The organism is Melghirimyces profundicolus (genome assembly GCF_003054245.1).
In the GTDB taxonomy this organism is placed as follows: Bacteria; Bacillota; Bacilli; order Thermoactinomycetales; family DSM-45169; genus Melghirimyces; species Melghirimyces profundicolus.
The window spans coordinates 1-14,127 of sequence record NZ_QBKR01000004.1; the positions used below are offsets into that span (position 1 = coordinate 1).

Consider the following 14,127-nt stretch of genomic DNA (forward strand, 5'->3'; position numbering starts at 1 on the left):
GAGTGAAGCGACCCAGGCGAGACTTGTGCTCTGTGAGTGCATAGCGAGACCGGGGAGTGAAGCGACCCAGGCGAGACTTGTGCTCTGTGAGTGCAGCCGGAGCGGCTTTGGGTAAATGCTGCCGCTCACTTTTTCACAACGCTTGTAGGGGGTCTTTTTCACAGGCAGGGAGGACACGAAGAACGGAAGCGGGCTCCCACTGACATGGAAATTCATGATAAAATCCGACGTTTACACCTCCTTCTCAATAAAAAAAGCCCGCCTCGAAGCGGGCACAAGGGAGATGAGTGGTAAACCATTTTCATTCTATGGCGGAAAAAACCGTTTTAGACTGCTGAAGAAAAAGGCTGCCCGCATCCAACCGGCAGCCTTTTGGAATGCGTTAATCCTTCGGGGGTTCTTTCAGTTCTTCCCCGTTCTTCCCCTGATAACGAAGTCCCCAGCCGGTCAGGGCGGCGATCAGCATGACCAGAACCAGGAACCAGCCGTGGAACACGAAGGGGAACACGTCTGTCGGGGACACAACGGGAAGCCACTCGTATTTGCCCTTTAGATCACTGATGGTGGACCACCCGAGAAGCAGGGCCGCACTCCAAGGAAAGATGTACCCCAGGGCGGAACTCACCGCATCCAGGAAGTTGGCCCGACGGTACGAATGGATCCGGTGTTTTTCCCCGATCTCTTTCACAAAAGGTGCCGCGGCGATCTCGGCGGCAGTGTTGATGGTGATGGCACTGTTCAGGATCGACACGATGCCCCAAATCGCCAGCTCGGCGCGACGGACCACTCCCCGGATCCACCGGTTCAACGCCCCGGTAATGGCGTCCATGGTGCCTCCCAGGCTCAAGATGTGGGAGGCGGCCACGATCAGAAGGATCAGAATCGCCATGTTCATGTATCCCGAGATCCCTTCCACCAGGGCTCCTTCCACGATGGTATCGGAATCGGGATTAAACCGGATAAAGTCCCCCAGCACCCCCAGGTTGGTCCCCAGGATCAGGGGAATGGAGGCCAAAATCCCCCAGGTGAGGGAGGTAATCAGATGATGCCCCTTGAGTGCCAGAAAAATGACCAGGGCAAAGGGAAGGAGCAGGATCAAGCCGGCCGGATTGGACGATTGTTCCATCGCTGCCATCGCCGCCTGATTGTCCACGCCCTGTACCTCTCCCCCGCCGAAGACGAAAAACAGGAGGAGGGCCGGGAAGGCCGCCGCCAGACTGTATTTCAAACGGGAACGCACCACTCCCGGAACATCCGCCTCCTGAGTGACGGCGGAAACAATGGTGGTATCGGAGACGGGGGCCAGGTTGTCACCGAAGGCCGCGCCGCTGAGGATGGCGGCAAACAGAACCGTCGGATCGGCACCCATGGCCACCCCCGCCGGATACATCAGGGTACAAAATGCCACGGTGGTCCCGTATCCCGTCCCCACCGCCGTGGAGAAGACCGCAGCCAGAAGGAAGGTGAGCGCCGTGAAGGCCGCCCCCGTCATCCCGGAGGCGTCACCCAGCCATACCAAACCTTCCACCAGACCACCGGCCCGCAGCACCTGGGCGAACATGCCGGCCCAGAACCAGGCGACGATGGCCACCACACCGACCGGCTGGGCCATGCCGTCAAAGATGCCTTGGGCATAATCCTCCCATTTGCTTTTGGAGAGGAACAAGCCGATCCCCAAGCCGACCACGGCCCCGAGAACAAGCCCCAGTTCCGACGTGATATCGAGAAGACTGGTGGATACCGCCCAGATCACAAAAAAGAGCATCGGAACGGCGGCGCCGAAAGCTCCCATGCGGAAATCGAGTTTCCTCACGGTCTTGCTTCCCACCGCTTCGGCCAACTGTGCGTCCATATTTTCCGAAGATCGATTCGAATCTGCCATCTTATCCCTCCTGCCCTATGATTGTCGGCCGTTCCGGCGGAAGGTGATCCCCAAAGAGCCCCTGAAGAGAAAAATTCGATTTTGATAAGTCAATCCATCTCCCGTTTCCACCGGACCGCCGTTTTCATTTTCATTGTAACAGATCTGACACAGTTTCTCGCCATGGAATTTCAGGAAAACCCTTTGATCATCCTCATGAATCCGTTTTCAGGGGAAAGGCGGAATACAGTGACCCGGGGAATGACACTGTCAGACCGGCGGGATGCTTGACACCGAAAAAAACCGCCCGACGGGGAATCCCGTCGGGCGGTTTTGGGGGTTACCGGTTCAAGAGTTTCAGAAACTCTTTCATGAAGCCGGGCAAGTCCGGCCAGGCATGTCCCGAAACCAAATTTCCTTCGGTGTGGAGGTGTTCTTCCACATAGCGGGCTCCAGCCTGTTCCACCTCGGGGCGGCAGTTGCTGAAAGCGGTCATGGACCGGCCTTTGGCCACTTCGGGCACCACGGCGAAGACCAGTGCCGCGTGGCAGATGGCGCCGACGGGTTTGTTCTCGTCAAAGAAATGTTTGACGATGGACGGAATCCGTTCGTGCATCCGGATGTGTTCCGGCGCGCGTCCCCCCGGAATGATCAAACCGTCAAACTCCTCCGGTTTCACCTCGTCGAAGGACGCATGGGCTTCCAGACCGTAGGCATGTTTTTCGGTGAAGGTTTCCATATGGGGTTCAAAATCGTGGACCACCGTTTGCAGTTTCTTTTTGGTGGGTGCTGCGATGGTCACCTCATGCCCCTCTTCCAACAAACGGTAATAGGGGTAGAACACTTCGAGGGCTTCCGCCGCGTCACCGGTCAAAATCAACACTTTGGACATGGATGAACCTCCCGTTTTCCTGTTTTTTTACTCCTTATATGCATTAACCATTTTAACGAAAAACGAAACTTATTTGGTGGAAGTTCTTCTTTCACCTGAATCACGATTTTCCCCTGGACATGGCCTTCCTCGCTTTTTTCGCGGGCTCTACGAATGTCATCCAAGGGGATCACTTCCTTCAATGACCGGTTTTAAAGCCCCTTTTCCAACAAGTTTCCGATCCGGGCCAATCAACACATCGTTTTCCCGTGGTTCCGGTCGGGGCTGATCGGTCACCTTCAACCGGTCAACCCCGCCGTACCCATCCATGATGGCTGCTTTCATCGGATCACTCTGATATAAGGTTTTCCCTGTTGGGGGAACCGTTACTCCCTCATCTCGCATGCGTGGTGTCTGACTGCAGTTTGTCGTTTCATTTTCGAATATCAGACCATCCGTAGGCCACTTCTTTCAGTTCTTTTCCCGCAATCGTAACGGTCCCATCACGGATATAGGTGGCGCCAAGAGCTTCATAAAAGTGACGGGAATGATTCTCTGCCAAAACCCATACCAACATCGAGCGAAATCGGGTCGCAAGGTGATCAACCACTGCTTTGAAAAGTTGTTTACCAATGCCCTGTCAGCAGATAAATCGCGTACAATTCGCCGTCGTAACCGGGCTCGCCGAAACGCTCCCGTCCTCCATCCGCGAATCCAACGATTCTTCCAGACTCATGTTCCGCAACATACATTTTGTATGGCTCGTCGGATTGCTGCAGCCGCTTCTTCCATCTCTTTTCACGGTCGGAATAAGACAGGTTGAGGAGATATTCATTTGAAATGATGGAGTGGTAAGTGGTGCACCAGCTGTCCACATGAACTTTTGCGATATCCGAACAGTCATTGAGCGTCCCCGGACGGATTTTGACGGCCATCTCAACACCTCCATTTCCTTAAGAAAAACTGGACCCCAGGGTCCGGTTCGGTTTCTATTACTCCTGATCCGACAGATAGACCCGATGGTCGTGGAAGAATTGCGACAGGTCCTCGCCACTGGTTCGCTCCATCGTGTCGATAAAGTCGCGGGTGGTGGTCACTCCATACAGGTTCTCTTGAAAGTAAGTCTGCATTCCCTCGTAGAAACGGCGGTCTCCCAATTTTTCACGCAGGTCGTTCAGGGTGGAAGCACCGTAGCCGTAGATCATGCGGTAGTAGGCGTAAATTCCTTCCTCGCCTCGTGCGGTGAAAGCGGAGACGGGGGAAGAGAGATGGTAGTAGGGATCATCGACGGGAGGCACCTCATAATCCTCCAGTTCCCCGTCGTAGAGGGCGGCGGAAAAGGTGGCAAAGGATTCGTCCAGCCAAGGCTCGTCATACTCATTGTTGCCAAGCAGCCCGTAGAACCACTGGTGGCCGTTTTCATGGGCAACCACGGATTTGACCCACTCCTCCGTCCGATTGTCATTGAGGGACATCATGATCAGCTGGGGATACTCCATCCCGCCGAACCAACCCTCCATACTGACCACGTCCAGCTCGGGCCAGGGATACTGACCGTACTTTTCACTGAAGAGCTCGATGGACTCAATCCCTGATTCCAGCATCGCGTCAGCGAATTTTGCGTGTTTCTCCGTGTAGTACACGTTCACCTTTACCTTGCCGGCCATGCCGGATTTCACTTTATAGGTGGGATCCAGCTCGATGGCGAAATCCCGCACGTTTTTAGCCTTGAAACGGTGAACCGCCCACTTGCCGGACACTTTCGGTTTCCCGATCCGGGTGCCGGTGGCGGCTACCACCTGTTCCTTGTCGGTGGTGAGACGGACGTCGAAGTTTCCGCTCAGGGAGTAGAAACTTTCCCCGTAAGGATAGTAAGGGTCCACGTTCCAGCCTTCGTCATCGTAGACGGCCAAGATCGGGAACCAGTTGCCCAGGGAGACAGTGGTGCCGTACCAGCCGAAGCGGTCCTGGGCTTCCGGCACTTGGACGGTGAACTCCATCTGCACTTTTGCCGAGGCGTTTTCGGGGATGGAGAGCCCTTTGATATGAAGGCCCGTCCCCTTCAGGGAGAAATCTGCAGCCGTCCCGTCCACCTTCACCTTATGAATTTCGACGACGCCCCCGTTTTCCCGGAAGGTTTCCGCATTGGCCCAGACGTTAAACCAGATGTCTTTCATCTCCATCCCGAGATTATTGGCGAAGCGAACGGTCAGGGTGCCGTTGATCTGATGTTTCGTACTGTCGTACTTGACATCCATTTTATAGGAGGGATCGGAAGGGCCGCGCACCTCCTTCTTCGCGGCGGACGTCTTGGGTAACGGATCCTTCTCCGAACCGGCCGGCATGGAGGGGCGGTAAACCCCCGGAGCGTCAAAGGGTGAAGATTTCTCCTCCGCCACCGCGAGGGCTGGGACAGCGGCCGTCCCCAACAGCAGAGCGGCTGTCCCCAAGGCAATCAAACAACGAAAGCTGAGTTTTCTCTCCATGAAAAAACCTCCTTTTTTAGGTCTCGTTTACATCATTCGAGCTCCGAGGGAGGTTTCCTTCAGGTTTCAACAAAGTTATTGAAAATTTTTGTTAAATATTAATATTGAAGAAGTAGTAGGATCACAACGGGAACAACACCTGTGAATCTTCACCTGGTCATGTCGAGAACATGCTTGGCAAACTCCTCCGCACGGGGTACGCCGGTGGCCAGGAAATCACGGGCGGTCCGCTCCGGATCGACCATGGTTTCCCTCCATTCCACATCCGGCCCCAAAATGGCCCAGGAAGCACCCCGGGTTCCCAAGGGGAGACCGACACTGCCGGGATTGAGAATCCGTTTTCCGTTCACGACACGGTCCAGACAGACATGGGTGTGACCGCAGATCAACACCCTTTGGGTGACCCCTTTCACCATCTCTTGAATCCCGGAATTCGGGGTGTCGGCATGAATCCCTTCCGCATCGCTCCGTGGAGAACCATGAACAAACAGAACCTCTCCCCAATCTTCCACATTCAGTGCAACTTTCTCAGGCAGATTCCCCAAAAAGCGGAGTTCCTCTTCCGACAACCGGTCGGCGCACCACAGGTTGACTTCCGCCACCCAGTCCGACAACCCTTCCCGGACCCCGTGACGTTCCGCCATCTCCCGGTCGGCATTCCCCCGGATCACCCAAACCCCCGGTTTGGAGGCCAGCTCCATCACCCACCGTGTCACTTCCTTCGGCTGAGGCCCCCATGCCAGATCCCCGCCGATCACTATGTTTTCGATCCCTTCTTTCCGTATTTCCGCCCACACCGCTTTACAGGCGGGTAAATTGCCATGGAGATCATACAGCAACGCCAGTTTTTTCAACACGTCCGCCCCCTTTACCCAACTTTCATTCTCCGCTCCGCACACTTCTTCCTGGGCAAATGCATATGCTGGATGGGGCATGAATGAAAGGAGGGAAGCACCCCAAATGAGCAACGATGAACGAAAGAAAGACCGGGACGGAACCGAAGAAGAGAAGGAAACATCCCTTCACCAGCAATACGGTCCACTCCCCGGCTTCGGTCAGCCCGGCATGGGCTTCCCCGGCTTCGGTCAGCCGGGCATGGGCTTCCCCGGCTTCGGCCAGCCGGGCATGGGCTTCCCCGGCTTCGGCCAGCCGGACATGGGCTTCCCCGGCTTCGGCCAGCCGGACATGGGCTTCCCCGGCTTCGGTCAGCCGGACATGGGCTTCCCCGGCTTCGGTCAGCCGGACATGGGCTTCCCCGGCTTCGGTCAGCCGGACATGGGCTTCCCCGGCTTCGGTCAGCCGGACATGGGTTACCCCGGGTACGGCCAACCGGGTACCGGCTATCCCGGATACCCGCCGGAAGAAGGGATGGTACCGCGACGTCCGCAGCAGCCACCGCGCATGGGACAGCAATCGAGATTCCGTGTCCTGCACGCGATCCCGGACGCACCGGCGGTGGATGTCTACGTGGACGGCCGCCGGGTGGCTTCCAATCTCTCCTTCGGCCGGTACACTGACTACCTTCCCACCACCCCCGGCCGTCACCGGGTGGAACTGACCCGTGCGGGAACCCGCAATCCCATCCTCACCCAAACCATTGCCGTACCGATGAGGGATTACCTGACGATTGCCGCCATTGACAGCGCCAGGGGACCGCGCGTCGAACCCGAACTTGCCATTTACGAAGACGATCCCCGGACGCCTCCGCAAAAAAGCCGGGTCCGGTTCATCCACCTCTCCCCCGACGCACCGGCGGTGGATGTGTTCGCAGCCCGGGGAAGGGCCGCATACCAACCCCTTTTCCGAAACGTCTCCTACCGCACCTCCACCGACTACCGGACACTGAACCCCGGACAGTACAACCTGGCCGTTCGGGCGGCGGGGACGAACAATACCCTTCTGACTGTGCCCAATATCAACCTGCAAGCCAACCGGGCTTACACCATCGCGGCCATCGGCAAAGCGGAAGGTCAGCCCCGCCTCCGGGGCTTGATCATGCCCCATTGACCGGGACCGGAAATCGCGGAAGATGGCCCCTCAGCAGGGCTTTTGTTTTGGTTTTCCGACATACGGATCCATCCACCATTGTGTTATTTGCCGTTCAAAGGCTTTTTTCAAACATAAAGAAACCGAGCGGTCTCTTGAACACCATTAAACAAGCGGTTGCCTTTGGGGCAACCGCTGTGTTCCGTTTCCGTCACTCCACCGATTCCTTTGTTCCGAACCGCTCTTTCATCTCTTTACGGAGGGTGCGTTTCAGGAATTTGCCGACGGAGGTTTTGGGAAGTTCGTCCATGAAGACGATTTCGTCGGGGAGCCACCACTTGGCGACCTGGGGCTTCAAAAATTGGAGCAGGTCCTCCTTGGTCACTTTTTCCTTGTCATCTTCCTTCAGCACCACGCAAGCCACGGGACGCTCCTGCCATTTTTCGTGGGGAACGGCCACCACCGCCGCTTCAAACACCCCTTCGTGGGCCATCAGGGCGTTTTCCAGATCGACGGAGCTGATCCACTCCCCGCCGCTCTTAATCAGGTCCTTGGTCCGGTCCGTGATTTTGATTGCCCCTTCCCCGTCGACGGTCACGACGTCCCCGGTGTGAAGCCAACCGTCACGGAAGGCATCCGCACTTCGTTCATCTTTGTAATATTCGTCGGCGATCCAGGGACCGCGGATCAAAAGCTCGCCCATCTCTTTCCCGTCCCAGGCGGCTTCCCCGTCGGCCCCCTGGACCTTGATTTCCACTCCGGGAACCGGAAATCCCTGTTTGGACTTCAGTTCCAGCTTTTCTTCCGCCGGAAGCTTCGTCTGATGGCTCTTCAGATGGCAGACGGAGACCACCGGGCTCGTTTCGGTCATACCGTAGGCGTGGACCACGGGGACGTTGTATTTCTCCTCGTAGGCCCGGATCATGCTCTTCGGCGCCGCCGACCCGCCGAACAGGAGCATCCGCAGGCTGGACAGATCGTAATCGTTTTGTTCCAGTTCCTTCAGCATGGCGATCCAGATCGTCGGCACCCCGCCGGTCACCGTCACTTTTTCCGAATCGATCAGTTCGGCGATCGCTTTCGGGGTCATCTGCGGCCCCGGCAACACCTGTTTCGTTCCGAACCAGGTGGCGGCGAATGGCAGTCCCTAGGCGTTGACGTGGAACATCGGCACCACAGACAGGCAGGTGTCCGCCTCTGACAGGCCGATGACATCGGCCAGCCCCAAAGCCATGCTGTGCAGAAATATGCTTCGCTGGGTATAGACCACTCCTTTGGGTTTGCCGGTGGTGGCGGAAGTGTAACACATCCCTGCCGGGTCGTTTTCGTTCAGGTTCCGGGGGAAACGATACCCGGCATCCCCTTCCTTCAGCAACTCCTCATAGGAATAAAGGGAAGGAGCCGCCGTGTCCGGCAGGGATCCGTCCGTCATCACCACAAAGGATTCCACCGTTTTCAACCGATCCCGGATCCTTTCCACCAGTGGCCACAGGTTGTCGTCGACGAGGAGGATTTTGTCTCCGGCGTGGTTGATCACATAAGCCAAGTGTTCGGGGGAAAGCCGGATGTTGATAGTATGAAGGACCGCTCCCATGGAGGGGATGGCGAAGTAGGCTTCCAGATGGCGGTGGTGGTTCCAGGCCAGCGTTCCCACCCGGTCCCCCTTCTTGACTCCCAGCTTCTCCAAGGCGCCGGCGAGCCGGCGGGCGCGTTCACCCATATCGGCGTAAGTGTAGCGGAAGAGGCCCGATTCGGTTCTCGAGACGACCTCCTTCTTGGGAAACAGTCGCTCCGCCCGCTCCAACATCGGGGCCACCAACAGCGGAACATTCATGATCACAGTCCATCCCGCCTTTCGTCGTAAATTACATTATACTGACTTTTCTGTTAATAAAGCGCCTTCAAAACCGGTGATGCAATATTTAGTATACGGGTCGTTTCTTCCGTAAACAAGGGTTTCAACCCCATGAAAAAACAAAATTCTGACATGACATCGATCGAACGGATCGCTGTATAATGGATATGCACCATTCAACGGGACGGAGGGTGATCAGGGTGAATCCCATGCGTTGGAGTCTTTTCCTCTACGTGGCTTTGATCGTGGGATTGATCGCCGGCTACACACGAATCCATTAATTTACCCCGCCTTCCCCAACCGGAAGGCTTTTTTCATGTCAACCGCCGGGAGGAAATTCGGACCTCCAAAATCGCTTGTTGTCCCCCAGTCCCCCTGCTTTGACGCCTGTGAAACAGACGCCAATTGGTTGTCTAACCCAGTTTTTTACCCGAGTGGTACAAAATCAGGCTTGATTACCCAACCATCGAACCTATCTATTTCTGCAACTCTTTCTGATTCATCCAAGTATGTTTACCCATTGTAACAGGAAATGGGAAAGAGCCCGGTCTTGATCATGGCAGGTCCAACCATACCATTCTTCCAGTAAAACCCCGATGCGTCGGATCGAGGGTCATCTACAGGGAAGCCCCGTTCCGGAAATCGGTCGGTGATGATCGTTCCCTTTCATCCTGTTACGATCTCTTCCATCCAATGGTGAGACGTCACTTTGAGCCGGGTGATGCAACGGTGGGAGGCGGGCTTTTCCTTGAAGTACTTCTCCAGTCCTTCCTGGACCAGGGGCAACGGGAAGAGGCTGTTTTCTTCCCGGGCCCGTTCCGTCATCTCCAGAAGAGATTGGTAGAAACGGATATCCTCCCGGTTGTCGCCGCAGGGACAAAGGACTTTCTCCAAGTGCAGGGTAAGCAGACGGACGGCATGGGTTAACTCTTCCTCCACTTTTTTCACCAAATCCATGTTCCAGTATTCGTGACAAAGGGCCTCCAGGGCGTTCAATCCATGCAGATGGGCGAGACGTCCATCATTCATCGGCATAAATCTCACCTTCCTCATCAAGTTAATCAGGTTTATGGGTCAAAATATTCCGATTTCCATTTCTTCCGAAACCGGTTTTTTCCGTCTATTTTATTCATCCGGCGGGAAACGGCACGACAAAAGAGAAAATCCCGCGGAAAAAGAAGCCTTTTCCCGCGGGGGTGGTGGTTTGCCTCTAAGTCTGCGGGCGGGGTTACATCATCGCCTCCACCGGAACCTTGGGGTCCGGTTGGTGTTTTTTCAGTTCCTCCACCACCCGGTCGCCGAACTCCTCGGTGGAGAGAGCCAAATGCCCGGGAGCCGCCACATCCATGGTGCGGGCCCCCCGGTCCAGCACCCGGGTGACGGCCTCTTCGATCGCGCGGGCGGCTTCATCATCCTGGAAGGAGTGGCGGAACATCATCGCGACGGACAGAATGGTGGCGACGGGATTGGCCACCCCCTGCCCGGCGATGTCCGGAGCGGAACCGTGGACCGGTTCATAGAGCCCCCGGTTCCCTTCCCCGATGCTGGCCGAGGGGAGCATTCCGATGGAACCGGTCAGAATGGCCGCCTCGTCGCTCAGGATGTCGCCGAACATGTTCTCGGTGACGATCACGTCAAATTCGGCGGGGCGCCGGATGATCTGCATGGCGCAGTTGTCCACCAGCATGTGTTCCAGTTTCACATCCGGGTAGTCCCCGGCCACCCGCCCGGCCACTTTCCGCCAGAGACGGGAACTTTCCAGGATATTGGCCTTGTCGACGGAGGTGACCTTCTTCCCCCGTTCCCGGGCCCATTCAAAGGCTCGCCTGACGATCCGTTCGATTTCGTGTTCGTGGTAAACCAGGGTGTCGGTGGCTTTGGCCCCCGCCTTGGTTTCTTCGGTGTGTTTCTCCCCGAAGTAGATGCCGCCGGTCAGTTCCCTCACCACCAGAAGATCGACGCCTTTCAACACCTCTTCTTTCAGGGTGGAGCTTTGCGCAAGCCCCGGAAACAGTTTGGCCGGCCGGAGGTTGGCATACAGGCCGAGCTCCTTGCGCAGGCCCAGAAGGGCTTTTTCCGGCCGGAGAGGCGGGGGATTCCGGTCCCAGGCGGGGCCGCCCACAGCCCCCAGCAGGATCGCATCGGCTTCCCGACAGATCCGAAGGGTCTCCTCGGGAAGCGGGGTCTTCAACCGGTCGACGGCGCTCCCCCCGACCAGTCCGAAATCCAGGTGGAACCGGTAACCAAACTGTTCCCCGGTCTGTTTCATCACTTTGACGCCTTCCTCCGTGATTTCCGGACCGATCCCGTCCCCGGGCAAAACGGCAACGTTTCGCTGTTTATCCATGGCTTATCCAACCTCCTCTGGGATGCTCGATTCAGGAACTGACGACGGCCCGGGCCTTCTGTGCCGTCGGGTCCGCCTCCCGACGGGCCACGATCCGGTTGACGGCGTGGATGTAAGCCCGGGCGCTGGCTTCCAGCACATCGGTGCTCACCCCGCGTCCCTGAACCGTCCGGTCCCCCTGACGAAGTTTGACGTAGACTTCCCCGAGCGCATCCTTTCCATGGGTCACCGAAGCGATTTTAAAGTCCTCCAAGTGGGAAGCTTCCCCGGTCACACGGTCGATTGCCTTGAAAATGGCATCGACGGATCCGTTCCCGCAGGCCGCTTCCTCCAGCACACGTTGGTGGCGGACGTCCAACACCCGGACCGACGCGGTGGGGACAGACTGGTTCCCGTAGGAAAGCTGGACCGTTTCCAGTGTGTAGACTTCTTCTTCCTCGGCCCACTTCTCCTCAACCAAAGAGGCGATGTCTTCGTCTTCCACCGTTTTTTTCCGGTCGGTCAGTTCCTTGAACCGGACGAACAGTTGATTGATCTGCTGGTCGGTCAGCTCATACCCCATGCCTTTCAACTTATCCCGGAAGGCATGACGGCCGGAATGTTTTCCGAGAACGAGCCGGGTGGCATCCTGACCGATGGTCTCCGGACGCATGATTTCATAGGTGGAACTGTTTTTCAGCATTCCGTCCTGGTGGATGCCCGCCTCATGGGCAAAGGCGTTGGCCCCAACCACGGCTTTATTGCCCGGGACCAACATGCCGGTCATCTTGCTCACCATGCGGCTGGTCTTGGCGATCTCTTTCAGCTGAAGGCCGGTGGCAACCCGGTAGTGATCCTCCCGGGTCGCCAATGCCATCGCCACTTCTTCCAAGGCGGCGTTGCCGGCTCGTTCACCGATCCCGTTGATCGTCCCTTCCACCTGTTCCACCCCGGCCTCAATCGCCGCGAGGGTGTTGGCCACGGCCATCCCCAGATCATCATGGCAGTGGGCCGACAGCTTCACCTTTTCGATCCCCCGGACGCGGGCTCTCAAATAACGGAAGATGTCCCCGTATTCCTGCGGGGTCAGGTAACCGACGGTATCCGGAATGTTGAGCACGTCGGCTCCGGCGTCGATCACCCGTTCCGCCACCTGGCAGAGAAACTCTTTTTCCGTCCGTCCTCCGTCTTCCGTGGAAAACTCCACTTTGGGGAAGTATTTTTTCGCCAGTCGGACCGACGCTTCCGCCTGTTCCAGCACTTCTTCCCGGGTCATGTTCAGTTTGTATTTCCGGTGGATCGGAGATGTGGCGAGGAAGATGTGAAGGCCGGGATTTTCCGCCTCCTTCAGTGCTTCCCACGCCTTTTCGATGTCCCCCGGCACCGAACGGGCAAGGCTGACCACCGTGGAGTTTTTCACGGCTTTCCCTACCCTCCGGACCGCCTCCAGGTCGCCCTGGGAGGAAGCGGCAAAACCGGCCTCGATCACGTGAATTCCCAGTCGTTCCAGCTGAAGGGCGATGGTCACCTTCTCTTCCGCACTCAGGTTGACGCCGGGGGATTGCTCTCCGTCTCTCAAGGTCGTGTCAAAAAACTGGACCGTTCGCATGCCGCACCCTCCCTTTCCGAATGTTATTGTTTGGCAGGCTCTTTCGCATCTTGATTCAGCCAGGCCATCGTTTTCCGGAGTTTCTCGCCGACCCGCTCGATGGGGTGATCTTTTTCCGCTTGGGCCATGCGGTCGAACTGCCCGCGCCCTTCTTCGTTTTCTTCAATCCAGCGTTTGGCGAAGGTCCCGTTCCGGATTTCCTCGAGCACTTCTTTCATCGCTTGACGGGAAGCGTCCCCCACCACCCGCTTGCCGCTCACGTAATCACCGTACTCGGCGGTGTCGCTGATGGAGTGACGCATACCGGCAAGGCCGCCTTCATACATCAGGTCGACGATCAGTTTCAGCTCATGGAGACACTCGAAGTAGGCGATTTCCGGTTGGTACCCGGCTTCAGTCAGGGTTTCAAAGCCGTTCTTCACCAGTTGACTCACACCTCCGCACAAAACCGCCTGCTCCCCGAAAAGGTCCGTCTCCGTTTCTTCTTTAAATGTGGTTTCAATCACCCCGGCCCGGGTGGCACCAATTCCTTTTGCGTAGGCCAGACCCAGTTCCTTCGCTTTGCCTGTGGCGTTCTGCTGAACGGCGATCAGGGCGGGAACACCGAAGCCTTCTTCATACACCCGGCGCACCAGATGACCGGGCCCTTTCGGAGCGATCAGAATCACGTCGACATCTTCCGGCGGGTTGATCTGACCGAAGTGGATGTTGAAGCCATGGGAAAACATGAGGGCGGAACCGGGTTTCAGGTAGGAAGCCACCTGATCCCGGTAGACCCGGGCCTGCACTTCATCGGGCATCAAAAGCTGGACCACATCCGCCTGCTTGACGGCTTCATCGACAGTGTAAACCCCGAATCCGTCCCGCTTCGCCTGCTCCCAGGAGCGGCCCCGCCGAAGGCCGATCACCACCCGGACTCCGCTGTCCCTCAGGTTCTGGGCCTGGGCATGGCCCTGACTTCCGTATCCCACCACCGCGACGGTTTTCCCCTGAAGATACTGCAAATCCGCATCGTCACCGTAGTATACTTTCGCCATCATGCATCCTCCTTTAGTGGTATGAGTGAAACTGACACCCTGTTCAGCGGTGTCGCATTGAAGTTCCCGGGTAAGGAAGCCACATCGGATTCTCCC

At 57.1% G+C, this 14,127-nt stretch carries 13 protein-coding genes and 1 pseudogene; 1 reads left to right on the forward strand and 13 read right to left on the reverse strand.

What is annotated here, in order from left to right; genetic code table 11:
• Window positions 1-382: 382 nt before the first annotated feature.
• The 8 genes from C8P63_RS03770 to C8P63_RS03800 form a co-directional block, all read right to left on the reverse strand.
• The gene (locus tag C8P63_RS03770; protein ID WP_108022015.1) at window positions 383-1,882 is read right to left on the reverse strand and encodes a Na+/H+ antiporter NhaC family protein; all 1,500 of its coding nucleotides are present in this window, start codon (window positions 1,880-1,882) and stop codon (window positions 383-385) included.
• Between the two features lie 319 nt (window positions 1,883-2,201).
• Window positions 2,202-2,753 carry a DJ-1/PfpI family protein gene (locus tag C8P63_RS03780; RefSeq protein WP_108022017.1) on the reverse strand — a complete coding sequence of 184 codons (552 nt, stop codon included), beginning with the start codon at window positions 2,751-2,753 and terminating at the stop codon, window positions 2,202-2,204.
• Between the two features lie 156 nt (window positions 2,754-2,909).
• The gene (locus C8P63_RS18955) at window positions 2,910-3,077 is read right to left on the reverse strand and encodes a hypothetical protein (RefSeq protein WP_170109483.1); all 168 of its coding nucleotides are present in this window, start codon (window positions 3,075-3,077) and stop codon (window positions 2,910-2,912) included.
• 88 nt (window positions 3,078-3,165) lie between these two features.
• Window positions 3,166-3,342, reverse strand: a complete 177-nt coding sequence (locus C8P63_RS19880) for a hypothetical protein (RefSeq protein ID WP_342748051.1) — start codon at window positions 3,340-3,342, stop codon at window positions 3,166-3,168.
• 16 nt (window positions 3,343-3,358) lie between these two features.
• Entirely contained in the window at window positions 3,359-3,667 is a 309-nt protein-coding gene (locus C8P63_RS19885) for a GNAT family N-acetyltransferase (RefSeq protein ID WP_342748052.1), read from the reverse strand.
• A gap of 57 nt (window positions 3,668-3,724) precedes the next feature.
• On the reverse strand, window positions 3,725-5,218 hold the full coding sequence (locus C8P63_RS03790) for a M1 family metallopeptidase (protein WP_108022018.1): 1,494 nt from the start codon (window positions 5,216-5,218) through the stop codon (window positions 3,725-3,727).
• 149 nt (window positions 5,219-5,367) lie between these two features.
• A complete protein-coding gene (locus C8P63_RS03795) occupies window positions 5,368-6,075 on the reverse strand; it encodes a metallophosphoesterase family protein (RefSeq protein WP_108022190.1) in 708 nt (235 codons plus the stop codon).
• A gap of 22 nt (window positions 6,076-6,097) precedes the next feature.
• A complete protein-coding gene (locus C8P63_RS03800) occupies window positions 6,098-6,547 on the reverse strand; it encodes a hypothetical protein (protein WP_108022019.1) in 450 nt (149 codons plus the stop codon).
• 39 nt (window positions 6,548-6,586) lie between these two features.
• On the opposite strand from C8P63_RS03800, the gene C8P63_RS03805 reads away from it, so the two are divergent.
• Window positions 6,587-7,225 carry a DUF4397 domain-containing protein gene (locus C8P63_RS03805; protein ID WP_170109484.1) on the forward strand — a complete coding sequence of 213 codons (639 nt, stop codon included), beginning with the start codon at window positions 6,587-6,589 and terminating at the stop codon, window positions 7,223-7,225.
• A gap of 190 nt (window positions 7,226-7,415) precedes the next feature.
• On the opposite strand, the pseudogene C8P63_RS03810 reads toward C8P63_RS03805, so the two are convergent.
• From C8P63_RS03810 to ilvC, 5 genes and pseudogenes are all read right to left on the reverse strand, one after another.
• Window positions 7,416-9,041, reverse strand: a pseudogene (locus tag C8P63_RS03810) (long-chain fatty acid--CoA ligase).
• 684 nt (window positions 9,042-9,725) lie between these two features.
• Window positions 9,726-10,094: a hypothetical protein gene (locus C8P63_RS03815; RefSeq protein ID WP_108022021.1), complete on the reverse strand. Its 369-nt coding sequence runs from the start codon at window positions 10,092-10,094 to the stop codon at window positions 9,726-9,728.
• A 193-nt stretch (window positions 10,095-10,287) separates the two neighbouring features.
• The gene (gene leuB / locus C8P63_RS03820; RefSeq protein WP_108022022.1) at window positions 10,288-11,406 is read right to left on the reverse strand and encodes a 3-isopropylmalate dehydrogenase; all 1,119 of its coding nucleotides are present in this window, start codon (window positions 11,404-11,406) and stop codon (window positions 10,288-10,290) included.
• A gap of 31 nt (window positions 11,407-11,437) precedes the next feature.
• Window positions 11,438-12,994: a 2-isopropylmalate synthase gene (locus C8P63_RS03825; RefSeq protein WP_108022023.1), complete on the reverse strand. Its 1,557-nt coding sequence runs from the start codon at window positions 12,992-12,994 to the stop codon at window positions 11,438-11,440.
• A gap of 23 nt (window positions 12,995-13,017) precedes the next feature.
• Window positions 13,018-14,031 (reverse strand): ketol-acid reductoisomerase, encoded by a 1,014-nt coding sequence (gene ilvC, locus C8P63_RS03830; RefSeq protein ID WP_108022024.1) that lies wholly within the window; start codon window positions 14,029-14,031, stop codon window positions 13,018-13,020.
• Window positions 14,032-14,127: the final 96 nt, after the last annotated feature.

Excerpts from the sequence above, each read along its gene's own strand:
- C8P63_RS03805 (WP_170109484.1), top strand. The coding sequence starts at position 6,587 with ATGGTACCGCGACGTCCGCAGCAGCCACCGCGCATGGGACAGCAATCG.
- C8P63_RS03825 (WP_108022023.1), bottom strand. The coding sequence starts at position 12,994 with ATGCGAACGGTCCAGTTTTTTGACACGACCTTGAGAGACGGAGAGCAA.
- ilvC (WP_108022024.1), bottom strand. The coding sequence starts at position 14,031 with ATGGCGAAAGTATACTACGGTGACGATGCGGATTTGCAGTATCTTCAG.
- C8P63_RS03780 (WP_108022017.1), bottom strand. The coding sequence starts at position 2,753 with ATGTCCAAAGTGTTGATTTTGACCGGTGACGCGGCGGAAGCCCTCGAA.
- C8P63_RS03815 (WP_108022021.1), bottom strand. The coding sequence starts at position 10,094 with ATGCCGATGAATGATGGACGTCTCGCCCATCTGCATGGATTGAACGCC.
- leuB (WP_108022022.1), bottom strand. The coding sequence starts at position 11,406 with ATGGATAAACAGCGAAACGTTGCCGTTTTGCCCGGGGACGGGATCGGT.
- C8P63_RS03770 (WP_108022015.1), bottom strand. The coding sequence starts at position 1,882 with ATGGCAGATTCGAATCGATCTTCGGAAAATATGGACGCACAGTTGGCC.
- C8P63_RS18955 (WP_170109483.1), bottom strand. The coding sequence starts at position 3,077 with ATGAAAGCAGCCATCATGGATGGGTACGGCGGGGTTGACCGGTTGAAG.
- C8P63_RS19885 (WP_342748052.1), bottom strand. The coding sequence starts at position 3,667 with ATGGCCGTCAAAATCCGTCCGGGGACGCTCAATGACTGTTCGGATATC.
- C8P63_RS03790 (WP_108022018.1), bottom strand. The coding sequence starts at position 5,218 with ATGGAGAGAAAACTCAGCTTTCGTTGTTTGATTGCCTTGGGGACAGCC.